The sequence below is a fragment of the Paenibacillus sp. UNC451MF genome (assembly GCF_000686845.1).
Lineage (GTDB): Bacteria > Bacillota > Bacilli > Paenibacillales > NBRC-103111 > Paenibacillus_S.
The window spans coordinates 1-12,348 of record NZ_JMLS01000052.1 but is presented as its reverse complement, the minus strand read 5'-3'; the positions used below and the strand labels follow the sequence as shown (position 1 = coordinate 12,348).

The 12,348-nt window shown below is 44.1% G+C and carries 15 protein-coding genes and 1 pseudogene; 4 read left to right on the top strand and 12 right to left on the bottom strand.

What is annotated here, in order from left to right; translation table 11 throughout:
- The 6 genes and pseudogenes from BP97_RS0130205 to BP97_RS39225 all read right to left on the bottom strand — a co-directional run.
- Window positions 1–230 (bottom strand): annotated as a pseudogene (locus tag BP97_RS0130205) (IS110 family transposase); the annotation flags it as partial.
- 55 nt (window positions 231–285) lie between these two features.
- Window positions 286–492 carry a hypothetical protein gene (locus BP97_RS41290; protein ID WP_231506501.1) on the bottom strand — a complete coding sequence of 69 codons (207 nt, stop codon included), beginning with the start codon at window positions 490–492 and terminating at the stop codon, window positions 286–288.
- Between the two features lie 144 nt (window positions 493–636).
- The gene (locus BP97_RS37935; RefSeq protein WP_051621060.1) at window positions 637–1,707 is read right to left on the bottom strand and encodes a phage baseplate protein; all 1,071 of its coding nucleotides are present in this window, start codon (window positions 1,705–1,707) and stop codon (window positions 637–639) included.
- A 371-nt stretch (window positions 1,708–2,078) separates the two neighbouring features.
- Window positions 2,079–2,468: a hypothetical protein gene (locus BP97_RS41285; RefSeq protein WP_028552446.1), complete on the bottom strand. Its 390-nt coding sequence runs from the start codon at window positions 2,466–2,468 to the stop codon at window positions 2,079–2,081.
- 226 nt (window positions 2,469–2,694) lie between these two features.
- The gene (locus BP97_RS0130190; RefSeq protein WP_028552445.1) at window positions 2,695–3,144 is read right to left on the bottom strand and encodes a DinB family protein; all 450 of its coding nucleotides are present in this window, start codon (window positions 3,142–3,144) and stop codon (window positions 2,695–2,697) included.
- Between the two features lie 277 nt (window positions 3,145–3,421).
- The gene (locus BP97_RS39225; RefSeq protein WP_028552444.1) at window positions 3,422–4,000 is read right to left on the bottom strand and encodes a TetR/AcrR family transcriptional regulator; all 579 of its coding nucleotides are present in this window, start codon (window positions 3,998–4,000) and stop codon (window positions 3,422–3,424) included.
- A gap of 175 nt (window positions 4,001–4,175) precedes the next feature.
- Between BP97_RS39225 and BP97_RS0130180 the strand changes: the two genes are divergently transcribed.
- On the top strand, window positions 4,176–5,132 hold the full coding sequence (locus BP97_RS0130180) for a tetratricopeptide repeat protein (RefSeq protein ID WP_028552443.1): 957 nt from the start codon (window positions 4,176–4,178) through the stop codon (window positions 5,130–5,132).
- A gap of 383 nt (window positions 5,133–5,515) precedes the next feature.
- Here the strand turns inward: BP97_RS0130180 and BP97_RS0130175 are convergent, their stop codons facing one another.
- The 3 genes from BP97_RS0130175 to BP97_RS41800 all read right to left on the bottom strand — a co-directional run bounded on the left by BP97_RS0130175 (window position 5,516) and on the right by BP97_RS41800 (window position 7,332).
- Entirely contained in the window at window positions 5,516–5,968 is a 453-nt protein-coding gene (locus BP97_RS0130175; protein ID WP_028552442.1) for a VOC family protein, read from the bottom strand.
- Window positions 5,969–6,064: 96 nt separating this feature from the next.
- The gene (locus BP97_RS41280) at window positions 6,065–6,292 is read right to left on the bottom strand and encodes a hypothetical protein (RefSeq protein ID WP_028552441.1); all 228 of its coding nucleotides are present in this window, start codon (window positions 6,290–6,292) and stop codon (window positions 6,065–6,067) included.
- Window positions 6,293–7,236: 944 nt separating this feature from the next.
- Window positions 7,237–7,332, bottom strand: coding sequence for a CPCC family cysteine-rich protein (locus BP97_RS41800; RefSeq protein WP_197035564.1), 96 nt, complete (start codon window positions 7,330–7,332; stop codon window positions 7,237–7,239).
- 263 nt (window positions 7,333–7,595) lie between these two features.
- On the opposite strand from BP97_RS41800, the gene BP97_RS0130160 reads away from it, so the two are divergent.
- Both BP97_RS0130160 and BP97_RS0130155 read left to right on the top strand, forming a co-directional pair.
- The gene (locus tag BP97_RS0130160; RefSeq protein WP_028552439.1) at window positions 7,596–8,213 is read left to right on the top strand and encodes a TetR/AcrR family transcriptional regulator; all 618 of its coding nucleotides are present in this window, start codon (window positions 7,596–7,598) and stop codon (window positions 8,211–8,213) included.
- Window positions 8,214–8,259: 46 nt separating this feature from the next.
- The gene (locus BP97_RS0130155) at window positions 8,260–8,646 is read left to right on the top strand and encodes a hypothetical protein (protein WP_231506500.1); all 387 of its coding nucleotides are present in this window, start codon (window positions 8,260–8,262) and stop codon (window positions 8,644–8,646) included.
- Between the two features lie 2 nt (window positions 8,647–8,648).
- Here the strand turns inward: BP97_RS0130155 and BP97_RS40420 are convergent, their stop codons facing one another.
- Window positions 8,649–8,789 (bottom strand): hypothetical protein, encoded by a 141-nt coding sequence (locus tag BP97_RS40420; protein WP_156043416.1) that lies wholly within the window; start codon window positions 8,787–8,789, stop codon window positions 8,649–8,651.
- Window positions 8,790–10,081: 1,292 nt separating this feature from the next.
- On the opposite strand from BP97_RS40420, the gene BP97_RS0130145 reads away from it, so the two are divergent.
- The gene (locus tag BP97_RS0130145; RefSeq protein WP_028552437.1) at window positions 10,082–10,336 is read left to right on the top strand and encodes a 2-keto-3-deoxygluconate permease; all 255 of its coding nucleotides are present in this window, start codon (window positions 10,082–10,084) and stop codon (window positions 10,334–10,336) included.
- Window positions 10,337–10,412: 76 nt separating this feature from the next.
- Here BP97_RS0130145 and BP97_RS0130140 read toward each other — a convergent pair whose 3' ends face one another.
- Window positions 10,413–11,216 carry a heparin lyase I family protein gene (locus BP97_RS0130140; protein ID WP_028552436.1) on the bottom strand — a complete coding sequence of 268 codons (804 nt, stop codon included), beginning with the start codon at window positions 11,214–11,216 and terminating at the stop codon, window positions 10,413–10,415.
- Between the two features lie 313 nt (window positions 11,217–11,529).
- On the bottom strand, window positions 11,530–11,685 hold the full coding sequence (locus tag BP97_RS40415; RefSeq protein ID WP_156043413.1) for a hypothetical protein: 156 nt from the start codon (window positions 11,683–11,685) through the stop codon (window positions 11,530–11,532).
- Between the last annotated feature and the right edge of the window lie 663 nt (window positions 11,686–12,348).

Genomic DNA, 12,348 nt, shown 5'->3' with positions numbered 1-12,348 from the left:
TCCATACCAATTATGACGTCCTGAAACCCCTGCTCCGTTGAAATCTTCCTAAACCAACTCACGAATACCTCGAAGCCCTCCCGGTTATTCTCAAACGTTATTGGCTTCCCAAACTCAACTCCGCGGTAGTCTTGCGCACGAGCCACATGTTTGAATTTTGCGATGTCGACTCCGATAATTAAGGTAGAAAAAGTGATTTGATTAATTCTTTCATCTTGAGTAGAATGCATGTTGTAGTCTCCTTGGTTTGTTTTTAGATCCGTTCGCTCGCCAGCTCTGGGATCCTTAAACATCATACCAAGGAGTCTTTTTATTTTCACAAACCTCGTATTTCTTCATAATAGGAATGCTGCTCGTTAGTTCAATAATCCAGGATATCGCCTCACTCGTCGGATACTTCACGGTCTCTCCATTTAATCGCGCCTTCAAACGGCAAACCGGGACCACTCCGACCGAGTTCGGCAGGCAACAATAACGTGCCGTCAACGGCAACTAGAAGAAACCCTACAAAGTGACGTGTTTCTTCGGAGCTTATTCTATTACTTTGCGTGGATCTTTTTATATGTTAAAAAAGCAGGAACAGGGTGCGGGCGGTTAGCCGCGGCACTCGTGTTCCTGCTTTCTCGTCCCTTCACTTTACTCTTCAATCGCCTGTTCAGGCAACAGTCTATCCAGCGAGTAGATATTGGCCAATCTCTTCGGCGTGAAATCAGAAGCAAATCCGAAGCTGAGTTCGGCTTTCTGTGGATGCTTCACATCCGGCAGGCGGACAGCCATCCCTTCCGGCTCCCGGAAGGAGAGCGTATCTCCGGCGGACATCAGCTGTTTGTCTGCAACTTCACCCGTATTCAAGTCTACTGCCGTGATGTAAGTGTTGCCCGTAGGGGGGACCGACCCGGTTGAGCCATAAGAGTTGCCCTCCAATAAGTACAGGTAGCCTCCATAAGAAGCGAAGCCTTGGAATGTACCCACTGCCGGCTGAGGCACGTCAGCCACTGGGACGTACTCCCTCCGGTTCACTTGCTCCAACGCATACACCCCGAAGCGGAATGCGCCGTCCTTGCGGTATCGCATCGTGAGCAATCCGTTAGCGGGATCGATATTGACGGTTGTGCGGTCCGCACCCTCGATAAGCCGGTGTTTCTCAAGTTCCGGCGAGCTCGGGGTCATAATCTTCCCGTTCTCGAATGGGAACCGGGCCAACTGCGTGCCCCATCCGCTGCTGCCTTCTGTTACGGAATCCGTTTCCGTCCATAAGTACGCCGTTTCGCCCACCGTTTCCACGCCGATCTGGACACCATGGCCGAATCCCTTCAGAAACATATAGCCAAGCTCGTTTCCTGTCAGATCAAGCTGCGTCAAGGTCAAATCACCGTTCTTATCCCGGTTCGCACCGCTGACTGGTGCGGATTCTCCCGGCAGCTGCTGCCCGCCAGCCATCAGCTGCACGACATAAATGTGCTGATTCACGTTGTCAAAAGCGAACGATTGTAGGACCGTACCATTATGCAGCGCTTTATCCCGGATTAACTCCGCCGCTGGCTCCGACAGGTCGAACATCTTGGATTTCAACGGGGATTTAGCTGCGCTAATGCCGGTCGAGACTAAGGGGAGCAGGCATAAAACGGCGATTCCCGCCACAACCATAAATAGCCTCTTTCCCGTTAACATAGGCCGGACACCCGATTTCAACTTGTTTAGAATCATTCTACACCTCCATGGTTTCGTTTTACGAGCTTTGTTCCAATCGACGGCGCACCTGCAGAGCAGGCAGCGGGTTGTTGACGGTCATGAGCGTGGCGCCATTAAAACAACAACCATGCACTAATTATTACCACTGTGTTGTTATTCCGCCAGTCACTAACAGACTATTTTAAGGGGTCGAATGTCCAGAAGTACACCTACCAATTAATAAACTAATCTCCTTCTATAGAGAATCGCTTATCTCTTAAATGCTCACGTTTTCTTAGATTTTGACCAAGTGTTCATCTTAATAGATAACATTTCGATGGAACTAAGTCACAGTTGAAGAAATTTGTGGGACTGCTAAAGGCACAAAAAGTCTACACCTAAACCACTCACTTTAAAAAGTGGATACTTAGGTAAACTATGGTTGCACCCATGGATCTCCACAAGAACTCATGGCGGTTAACCCTCCCACAGCCTCGCTTGGTTATCTTCGTCTGTCCGTTGTGTATACCTGATGAATTTGTTTTCAAGTCGCCTACCTCAGTTAGAAAGCCTGGGATGGTATCTCTTCCAATCCCTTTCATGGCCAGCAATTGCTGTACATGCGGGATCTGCATGAGCAATTCATCCAACTTTGCCCCCAATTCTTCAAGCTTGTTTTGAAACCATTCTCGAATCCTTCCTGGATGTTGCTCGAGCCATGTTTGAATTTTGCTATGACTACACCGATAAATAGAAGAAGTGAGTTGATTAATTCGTTCATTTTGAGCAGAATGCATTTTGTAGTCTCCTTGGTTTGTTTTTGGGTCAGTTCGCTCGCCAGCTCTGGGACCCATGAACATCATACCAAGGAGCCTTTTTCTTTCTCAAACCTCTTATTTCCTCATAATAGGAATGCTGCCCGCTACTTTAATGAAAACAGGGAGCAGCTGCTGCACGGCGATCTGCTCCCTAGTTATTACTCTATCGTTCTCCAATAGTTGAACAAGGCTACCCCGAATACATTTATCTCATAAATGTAATAAAGTCAATATTAACTGGTTCAATACCAACTGCTCGAAGTCGTGAATTAATCTGTCCTCGATGATACTGACCATGCAAAGCTACATGAGTTAAAATATCCCGTACAGAATATTTAAACTCTTTTCCTTTACTATTTGTGTAGGATATTATTTTATCTAGGTCAGTATTTGCTAAATTAGTAAAAAGAGCTGTGTAGCTCTCTTCATTTTGTTTAACAAGTTCTGCACAGATCTCTATATCGGCCTCCGACCATATGGGAAGTTGTGAACTGTCCATTCCACGCAATCTAGTTATCCATACTTTCTCAGCATTAAGGATATGGGTAAATAAACGCCATACCTCCTGGTTTTCATCTTCAATACTTTGCAGTGTTTCAAAAATACGTTGGTTAGCCCAATTTAAATGCTCATACATCTTTTGGATAGTTTTCAATGCGAATCACCCCTCTACCAATATTAGTAAATCACTTGTGTTCTTTTTCTATAACAAAACATTTTATTCCTTCTTCCATTCTTCTGCCCGTCTGCTATCCTGTCCATTAACTTAACGCGGCTGCTGAATTGTGTCGGAGCCTTGTTTTTGTTGTTTATTGAGCTACTGTGCCCGTTAGTTTAGCGAGCAAACGACCGCAGCAGCATAGGACGCTGCCGCGTGAAGTAAGCGGCTCCTTAACTTTACTCCTGGTTAAGTACATCCCATTCCTCATACCCTACTCTTCATGATCATAACCTGCCGATACTATAACGGAACAAATGGTGTCCGCCATCTGATCGACTGACATGGTAATGGTTTCCCGACTCCACTGGGTAGCCGCTCCGAAAATTGCCCAGCCGATAATGCGTGCCTTCGCATACGATTCCACGGAGGGCTCTGATCGTTCCGATCCGATCAACCGGGCAAGATAGGAGGTTAACTCATCATGAATGGCATTTTCAAGAAGCCCTGAAGGAATGCGTGACGATGGCTGTCGATGGCGGTACTTTTCTTCAAAGCAGTTCAACACCGTCAAGACAAGGAGCCGTATGGTTTCCATATCCCACCGCGGCTGGAGCGGAAGCGTATCTCGCAGCATTTTCTTGAAAGTATCACGGACGATTTCATCCAGCAGCATGTATTTATCGTTGTAATGAAGGTAGAAGGTGCCGCGATTCACGTTTGCCCGATCGGCTATGTCCTGAATGTTCATGGAATCGAAGCCCTTTTCCCTTATTACTTCAATGAAGCCCCTCTTAAGCAACTGACGCGTACGCTGTTTTCGCCGATCCTCTTTCCTTGTTACACCCACCATGGAGGCCTCCTTTGTTTCAACCCGTTTCGCGCTTTTCGACTAAACCCTTTTTTCAACAATTTCTCGTTTTTGTTCAGTATTGGACACATAGGATAGTTTGATTATTGCTTGACAGGTCCTCTATTCTTACTATGAATAGTAGCTCGATTCATTTATTTTGAAAGGAGAGTGTGCAATGAAGTCGTCATTGGAAGAGCCATATGCCGTCGCTGTTGATTCACTTTGCGAAATCACAAAAGCTTATCATTATGCCGGAAATTCATTACACGCATTACAAGTACTGCATGCTTCGTTTCAATTGCCCGAACTAAGCGATACGCACCTGCTCCAGATACTGCTTTTGGAGGGCAAGATTCGTGTTTTCGAATATTTATCTACAAACGACAACCCTGAGCTTATGTTTTCTACTTTGCGAAAGCTCAGGCAGCTCGCCAACGAGGTCGAAGACCGCAAAAGGTATGCGGATTCCTTAAGTTTGCTTGGAATCGCTCATTATTTTGCGGATTTGAACGCGAGTGCGTCCGTATCGAGTACACAGGAGAAGTATAAGGAAGCATTGGACTATCAGCAACAGGCGTTACAGATTCGGGAGATGTTGGGTGATTCGAGGGGGATCAGTGAATCTCTGTTTCATATTGGAACGGTGTACGAGCGTTGGCAGGAGATTGAAAAAGCATTGCATTTCTATACCAAGGCTTTCGAAATTGCCGACCGTTCCGGTCATATATTCGAGAAATCGGAACCCGTCCGTCATTTTGCTTATAATGCCTTGATCAAAGGTGACCTTGATCAAGCTTTGCAACAGGCACAGCTAGCACTGGAGTTACGTCAACAGTCCGGATTCATGCCCTATCAGCCGCTTGACCATTTATTGTTAAGTGATATTTATCTTAAGAGGGAAGACTTGGAAAATGCCCAACTTCATGCAGATAAGGCACTTGCGCTCGCTAATAAAATGGGATATCAAAGATATGTCTCCTCTTCCCTGCTGATTCTCGGGGATATCATGGCATATCGACAAGAAACGGCACAGGCCGTTGCTGCTTATAAAGAATCACTTCGTCTGGCGCAAGAGCTTCAAATTCCTCTGCTCGTTGTCAGAGCAAAGGAGCGTCTCGTGGGTGAAACATAAAAGAAGAAGCCTAGGACAAGGCGGCAGTTAAGAGCGTAAAACAAGCCCTACTGCCGCTGCTTTAATTGCTCGCTATCGTACCCGTTAGTTGAGTCCCTTTAATTTGGTTTTGCATTGATTTCCGTTAAAGTTCATGCATCACGAAGTCCCACCGAGTTAAGGCAGCTTGCTGCCGGCCGCGATGCGGTTAGTCGGTGCGGATGTGTCCCGGCAATTACTTCCTCGTTCCTTGTTTCCGGGACCGAGGGCCGCCCAGACCCGGAGCGTGAATGCGGTGTTTATATGATGCACCCGACTTCTTCGAGATACATTCACACTGCTTTTCTGCTTCTATTTTTACTCTAGTAATGTATATTTCAGTTAAGTCTTCTTTTAAACGTCACTTATTTATTACCGAGTTGTTCCGCCAAACCGATTAGAAGTCCTTCATTTCCACGAATGTAGCAGAGCCGATACGAGTCCTCGTACTGAACCACTTCGCCAACGAGCTGAGCACCATACTTAGTGAGTCTGGATACCATTTCGTCAATGTCTTCAACGGTGAACATGACGCGTAGATAACCGAGGGCATTTACAGGAGCAGTTCGGTGATCTGATATAGTAGGTGGGGTGAGAAATCGCGAAAGTTCAAGTCGGCTGTGGCCATCTGGAGTAACCATCATAGCAATCTCTACACTCTGTGAACCCAGCCCGGTTACGCGACCAGCCCATTCACCTTCGACAGTAGCTCGCCCTTCGAGCTTCAAGCCAATCTCCTCAAAGAAAGAGATTGCGTCATCAAGGGATTCTACAACGATGCCAACATTGTCCATTCTTAGTAATTTGTTTTTTGCCATAGTTTTATCTCCTAATGTGTACAAATTTATTACCTGATCATCTTCATATTTATTCTATCAAGAATTACTAATTCCTTTCAAACGATTAACATCTTGTCACAGTTCATGATAACAAAGATAAGTCACAGTATAGTAAAATGTGAAATTTGGTTTTTCTTCGAGTTTGTTATGAAGCCATTCGTACTGACTTAGCAATATCTTCAGCTCTATTTTAGCTAGCTCAGAGCCTTGTTGAATACCGACAGAACGGTTGGCTGCTGCCTTTAGATTCTTGATTCGTCCTAGACCAAGCCCTCGCTTTGCAGCTTCTCTCAGATGCTGCAACAACGTCTCTTTGGGTACAGAAACCAGTTCATCCGGCAGTAGATAAGGGCTGAGCATTTGAATGGCGGACTTGCATTCCCAATCCTTAAAGACCGTTAGAAACTCTGGAAAATAACAATCTAACCAGTTATGGACCTGTGCTTACACGACACACAGTTCAGTCGTCAGATCGCTTCCCGTAGTTCGGCATAGATGTCTTGAGGAAACGTTGGTACGGCGTATCTTCCGTCTTTGACCAACTGTGCCATGACTTTCGCGTCCTTGATGTCATTCTTCGTCGCCGAATTGTCGTGCCTGTTACTTCAATAAACAAGGAGCATTTGCTGCTGCAATCTGCTCCTTGTTCTGTCGCTCGGCGACTTCTTCTTTTCTACTAGAGTCTATTCATTGGTTCTTTATTCGGAATACTCCTAGTGGTTAATAAGCCTTACAGGTCCTCCTAGATCGGAAGTAAACAAATTAATAAGATAAACTAACAAAACAATATGTATTAAAAACATAATATAAAAAATTTTTATGTTTTTCCTTCTAATCCAATTAAGGAATATACATATTACAATTGAAATAACACTTCCGATAACCATCATCAGTAAAACATAATTTGTTATGCCCATTTCTATTAATTCTTTAAAAAGGTGCAATAGATTTATAGACAAATATAAATAACTAATAATCCAATATATTAAAAAAATAATCAGATACATTAATACATTTATAGTGATCTTAATTGCTTTCAATGGTCTTTATACTCCTTCATGTTGTTATTACTTTATTTATTTCCGCTGATTTCTGATAACGTGTTATTTGCGAACTTCTTATAATATCGTTTTAAGTATGTATTCGCGAACTTTGCAAAATATCCTTTTTTGGGATTGATTCATAAAACAAGCTATCTAAATTCCCTTTCTCCTTCCATTTAAATAAGACACGAATTGTTGTGATGGTTACTTTAGCTTATTTTCCACTGGGCAAATATAAAAAGTTCCTGGAGGCTTTAAGTCTAATGTTTTATAGTCACAACAAGGACAAGTGTACTTCATGCGCCACATCAAAAATGGTTTATAACAGCGAGAAACTTTGTATCAGCTACTTTAGGTAATTTTTCAACTCTTGTAAATCGTTAGTTCAACAAAACTCCTTTACTTGTGATACGGTTCTCCGCACCGTCTGTACCGGCAAGTTTTCCACATAACCATAACGATGTTGTTCAGGTCGATGAAACCTTCAAAGTGTGCTTGATTATTTTGACCACCCGTACTAAAATTAAACTGTACGTACTAAAATTAAATTATGAGGTTAAAAAATGAACAACCCAAAAAAGATGTCATTCATCGAAGAGGCAAGGCGAATCCAAATCATGACGTGCGCGATAGAGATTATTTCTTCGAGAGGTTATGCACAAACCTCTTTGGCACAAATTGCCAAAGAGGCTGGGATCAGCAAAGGTGTGATTTCCTACCATTTCTCCAGCAAGGACGATCTGATCGAACAGATTGTGTCCGACTTATACGAATCCGGCTCTTCGTTCATGACACCTTATCTTACGGCGCAGACGACAGCATTGGGTTGGATTAACACGTATATCGAGAAGAATTTGGTATTCATGAGATCGCATCGAAAGCATGTTATTGCCGTAACGGAGATTGTAATTCATGCAAGGGATGAGGAGGGGAAGCCTCGCCATTTCAGGAGCATCGATACGGATGCGACAATCAATTTGCTTGTGAAAATGTTGCACCGGGGCACTATGGAAGGGGATTTTCGGGAATTTACCGATTTCTCCGCTCGTGTTTTGGCGGCTACGATCCGATCGGCCATTGATGGACTCAGCTTTCAGTTAGCAGCGAGTCTCGATCTTGATCTGGACGCTTATGCTAAAGAGCTCGTTACTATATTTCAAATGGCTGCACGCAAGGTTTGATCTGCTTTACTCCTTACCATTAAGCAAAGGAGTGGTATTTATCAAGATGAGGTTGAATAAAACATTTGCGGTCGGTATCATCTTGATCCTGATCGGGATCGCGTGGGGTCTGCTTTTGGTCGGAATCGGAATGCTCGAATGGTTATTGTTGCTATCAGGTATCGTCCTCGGGATTATTGCGGGTCTCGTTCAACGCTGGGCAATCGCTAGACAAAGACTCGGGCTCATCACATCTGACAAGAAGAGATTATGGATTATCGGCGTCATTGTTGTGCTTATCGTTGTAAAAGTTGCCATTAACGTCTTCATCCCGTCTTATCTTGCGACGAGCAATAGCGGCATCTACCTGTCCATCGTCTACGCCGTCGGAGGTCTTCTCCTCGGTCATGCATTGTATCTCCGATTCAAACCCATGCCTCAGCAGCATGGTTGAGTTTAATCGAACGTGAACTTAAGCTGAGCTCCCAGAAGCAAAGGTACTTTGTCCTCTACGAAAGCGACACGATCAACATCGATATGCTGGTCGAGCGTAGGTACAAGAACCTTTTTCCCTTCACAATCGTGATCTAGGGGCATATACCCCTTCTTCCAAGCGAAAGACCATCAGAAGCGAAATCTCCATCAGCATCGACACTTCTGACATTGTTCTTTCACAGCTACGCGGGACCTTCTGGTCCATTTTTCTTAGCGCACAGCCTACAAAGACCTTGTACACGAACCATAATTCAATTCCCATATGCAAAATAAAAAGCCCTCTAGGTCAAGCGGATATTAACGATACTGAAGTCTTCTATCATATCGGCGCCCGTGTTCGATTAGAGAATCGATATAATTGCCTGGCTATACCAGAGCAAAATGGCGATCGCTCCAGGTTCTATACCTAGATCGATCGCCATTTTGTCAGATAAACAGTTCTTTTATAGCATGGACAGCACGACTTTTGGAACTTTACAAACGACGCTGTAGGCGGGGTTGAACACATTGGCCACCTCGTATTCCACAGCCTGGCCCAGGAGCAGGCTTGCTTCCGAGGCAGTCAGGTAGTAGTCTTTAGTGAGCATAGCCAGCATTTCCGTCGTTGCATGTTGCAGCGCTTGATCAAGCGACCTGGCGCTGCCGATGCAAAAAGTGCGTGTCCGATTCGCCTCGCGCGGTTACAATATCTTTACAACAAAACCATTTCTTCATTCTTACAACTCTTAGGATGATCGTTATAAAACTAGTATTTTATTGATGTTTAATGATAATTCTTCAATTTAAAAAGTCACCGATCTAACCGTATTTGATTTCTTTCCTCATTAAACTCCCAGCCATTCTGTTTTGCATACTGTATTAATTTTCAACAATTGCTTGGCAAGTTTGGGTTAAAGTGCCAACACCCTTGCCATGAAAAACACACTTCAAAAAAAGATGTTTTAGTATTGTAGGGGTTAATAATTTCGTCTAACTGTTGTTATGCGTAATTAAACCGAGAAACAACAATGAACCTTTTCGGTCTTCTTCTCCTTTTTCCTTTCCTCTTTGTTTTTAGGCATCCGCAGATGTGAAAATAAAGGGATGAGTATCCTCCCATATAAAAAGAAACACTGTTTCCGACAGACCCTAGCGGCAGTATGCTCCCGCTTCTCGCACCTTGACTTCAAACTTCCCTTTACTTGTCTTCACTCCAAGTTTCCGACGTTCATTGTTGACTTCCGATCGATATAAAAAGGGCAAGGCACGTTTTTATGCCATGCCCTCTTTCCCTATAACTCGAGAGCGTTTCTTCACTCGTTTGGTTTTGAAGGGAAATGATCATTCCTTTCATCGCGGACTCACCGGAATAGTTCTTGGTCTATTCGTCGTCTTAGTGACCCGGCGCCGCATGTATGCTGGCGGACAAGCTGACCGGCGGCAACGGAGTTGCCGGGATCGCTGCAGCAACAACCGCGGGCAATGCGGCTGCGGTTGTTGCTTCGGCCAACCCTAAATATGCCGCTGTAGCGCCATCGGTAACCTTCGTCATCGCTTCCTGCGTTATCGTCACGGCGATTCTGGTTCCTATCTTAACAGCATGGTGGGCAAGACGTGTCAATAGGCAAGATAAAAACAACGAAGAGCAGGTTAAAGCAGTAACGATGTGATGCCTTCCTTGGTGAACCTGACAAGAAGATATCCCCCACAGCGGAAGAAGCTCTTGCTGCTGTGGGGGATTGACTATTATTTGGTAATTTGAATGTTCGCGATTTGAAGTTTAGCTTCCGGCATGTTCGTATAAATTTTACGGTAAATTCCCCACTTCGGACGGTTGATTGTTGCCCCGTCTCTCCAGTTATCCTTTTTACCGCTATAGGACATGAGTACGGTTCCGTCTAGCTTTTTCAATATCATGCTCAAATTGCCGTTATCCGTATTTTGAACGGTGACGGTAGCTTCAACCCAGGTTCCATCAATGTTAGAGAAGCTGGTTTTGGCTAGCGTTTCTACTTGATCCATCGTTGCTCCGATCGGGCTGTGTCTGAATAGCAAATAACCGTCTCCAACCGTAAAGGTCAGTATCGGCGCACCGTCATCTCCATCCTGTGCTTTCACCTGAAATATGTGGTGGAAGTTACCAGAAGGAGGCATCGGATACGGGCTTACTGCTCGAAACTGCCATTTGTAGGTAACCGTTTCACCTTGGGTTGCTTTAACGTTGCTCGGGGAGCTTTTGTAAGCTTTGACTTCGACGCGCTGGCGATCCGTATTGCTTCCGTCAAGTGCAGCTGTATCGGAAGCGTCGCCTACTTTGAACTGAAATACATTCCCTACATAGGTGGAAGTAGATTCATACAGGTGATTAGAATCCGTCGGTCCATCAACCGGGTCAGGGCCAAGGTACTGCTTGAAAATTTCCAAGGCCGTCTTACCTGTATTCGGACCGTCGGAATTAATGGTCACCGTAGCTGCAAAAACGGTAGTACCGATAGCAAGTGTAGACGCAAGAGCCAGACCGGTAATCATCGACTTCACGCTTTTTTTCATAAAAGCTCCCTCCCAAAAATGAAATTGGTTTTCATGCAGTTTGTTCCTTGCTCCTCCTTTCGCGCAGCGATGAAATGCATGCGTTTTCATAACTGCTGATTTTATTATAGATTCAGGCTCCGCTATTCTGAATGTAAATTTTTAAGGTGAACTGTGTTTTCTTATGCGGAGGTACAACCATGGGAACATCGGGTAAATAACCAAGTTGGAACAAATCCCATTGCGGCTAATCTAACCGACGCGAAAAAGCCGTATCGCAATCACGACCGGCTGGTCCTGTGAGTGAAGGTATCCGTGAATCTTATCCTACGGATCATTGAGCTAACGATTTCAATATCCAAGGTCCAATCAGCTTGCCTGTATCGTTCAGGATGGTTAAGTGTCTTTGGCCCGGCACGATCTCTGCATACGATTGTTTGCTCACTTGGTTCGCTAAACCCGTAAAAGCAATCACTTTATCCGGATTCATAATTTCATCTTCAACACCTATCCAAAGCCCGAAGGGTCTGTCGATCCGGGCAACCCCCTGTGGCAGATTGACAACAAAATAACACCAAGCATTGCGGTGTTTTAGTTAGATTTGTTTTAAATTGACATTAACCTCATAATTGTTTGTTGTGTTGTGTAATGTGGCAGTCGTGTCATAATTGTTTATAATCTATTGTACCCGTTAGCACAATGACCAGCACCTGTTACTTTAGGTTTGCAATCTAATAATGCTTGATAATTAAGAATTAAGTATGCCTTTTTTCTGTTATCTTCCAAGAAATAACCTCCAAGTAGAAAGCAACTGCGTTTCAGTCCGCTTCTGGTTTCCTTAAGCTAATGTATTTGTTAGTTCCATAATAAAGGTTTATTTGTCCCAAGGAAACTTAAACCCACCTAATCCATATGTACTTTTAATTGATGAGTATTAATCTTGTTTATCAAAATCGAACGTTAATTGCTTATTAAATAATTCTCCTCTGCCATCAATGTAGGACCAAGTTATTATGTCTTTGGTGTTTTCTACAAATAAAGATACAGCCCCACATTCCAGATCAGCACATGCAGGGCATATGATATATGAAATCGGACGCAAAAGAACTTACATATTTCTATTGATTCGTAATCTCAATAGCAAGAAAAATAA

Coding starts and splice junctions, on each gene's coding strand:
- BP97_RS37935 (WP_051621060.1), bottom strand. CDS start 1,707: ATGATTCTAAACAAGTTGAAATCGGGTGTCCGGCCTATGTTAACGGGA.
- BP97_RS41285 (WP_028552446.1), bottom strand. CDS start 2,468: ATGCATTCTGCTCAAAATGAACGAATTAATCAACTCACTTCTTCTATT.
- BP97_RS39225 (WP_028552444.1), bottom strand. CDS start 4,000: ATGGTGGGTGTAACAAGGAAAGAGGATCGGCGAAAACAGCGTACGCGT.
- BP97_RS0130180 (WP_028552443.1), top strand. CDS start 4,176: ATGAAGTCGTCATTGGAAGAGCCATATGCCGTCGCTGTTGATTCACTT.
- BP97_RS0130175 (WP_028552442.1), bottom strand. CDS start 5,968: ATGGCAAAAAACAAATTACTAAGAATGGACAATGTTGGCATCGTTGTA.
- BP97_RS41800 (WP_197035564.1), bottom strand. CDS start 7,332: ATGAAGTACACTTGTCCTTGTTGTGACTATAAAACATTAGACTTAAAG.
- BP97_RS0130160 (WP_028552439.1), top strand. CDS start 7,596: ATGAACAACCCAAAAAAGATGTCATTCATCGAAGAGGCAAGGCGAATC.
- BP97_RS0130155 (WP_231506500.1), top strand. CDS start 8,260: ATGAGGTTGAATAAAACATTTGCGGTCGGTATCATCTTGATCCTGATC.
- BP97_RS40420 (WP_156043416.1), bottom strand. CDS start 8,789: ATGCCCCTAGATCACGATTGTGAAGGGAAAAAGGTTCTTGTACCTACG.
- BP97_RS0130145 (WP_028552437.1), top strand. CDS start 10,082: ATGCTGGCGGACAAGCTGACCGGCGGCAACGGAGTTGCCGGGATCGCT.
- BP97_RS0130140 (WP_028552436.1), bottom strand. CDS start 11,216: ATGAAAAAAAGCGTGAAGTCGATGATTACCGGTCTGGCTCTTGCGTCT.
- BP97_RS40415 (WP_156043413.1), bottom strand. CDS start 11,685: ATGAATCCGGATAAAGTGATTGCTTTTACGGGTTTAGCGAACCAAGTG.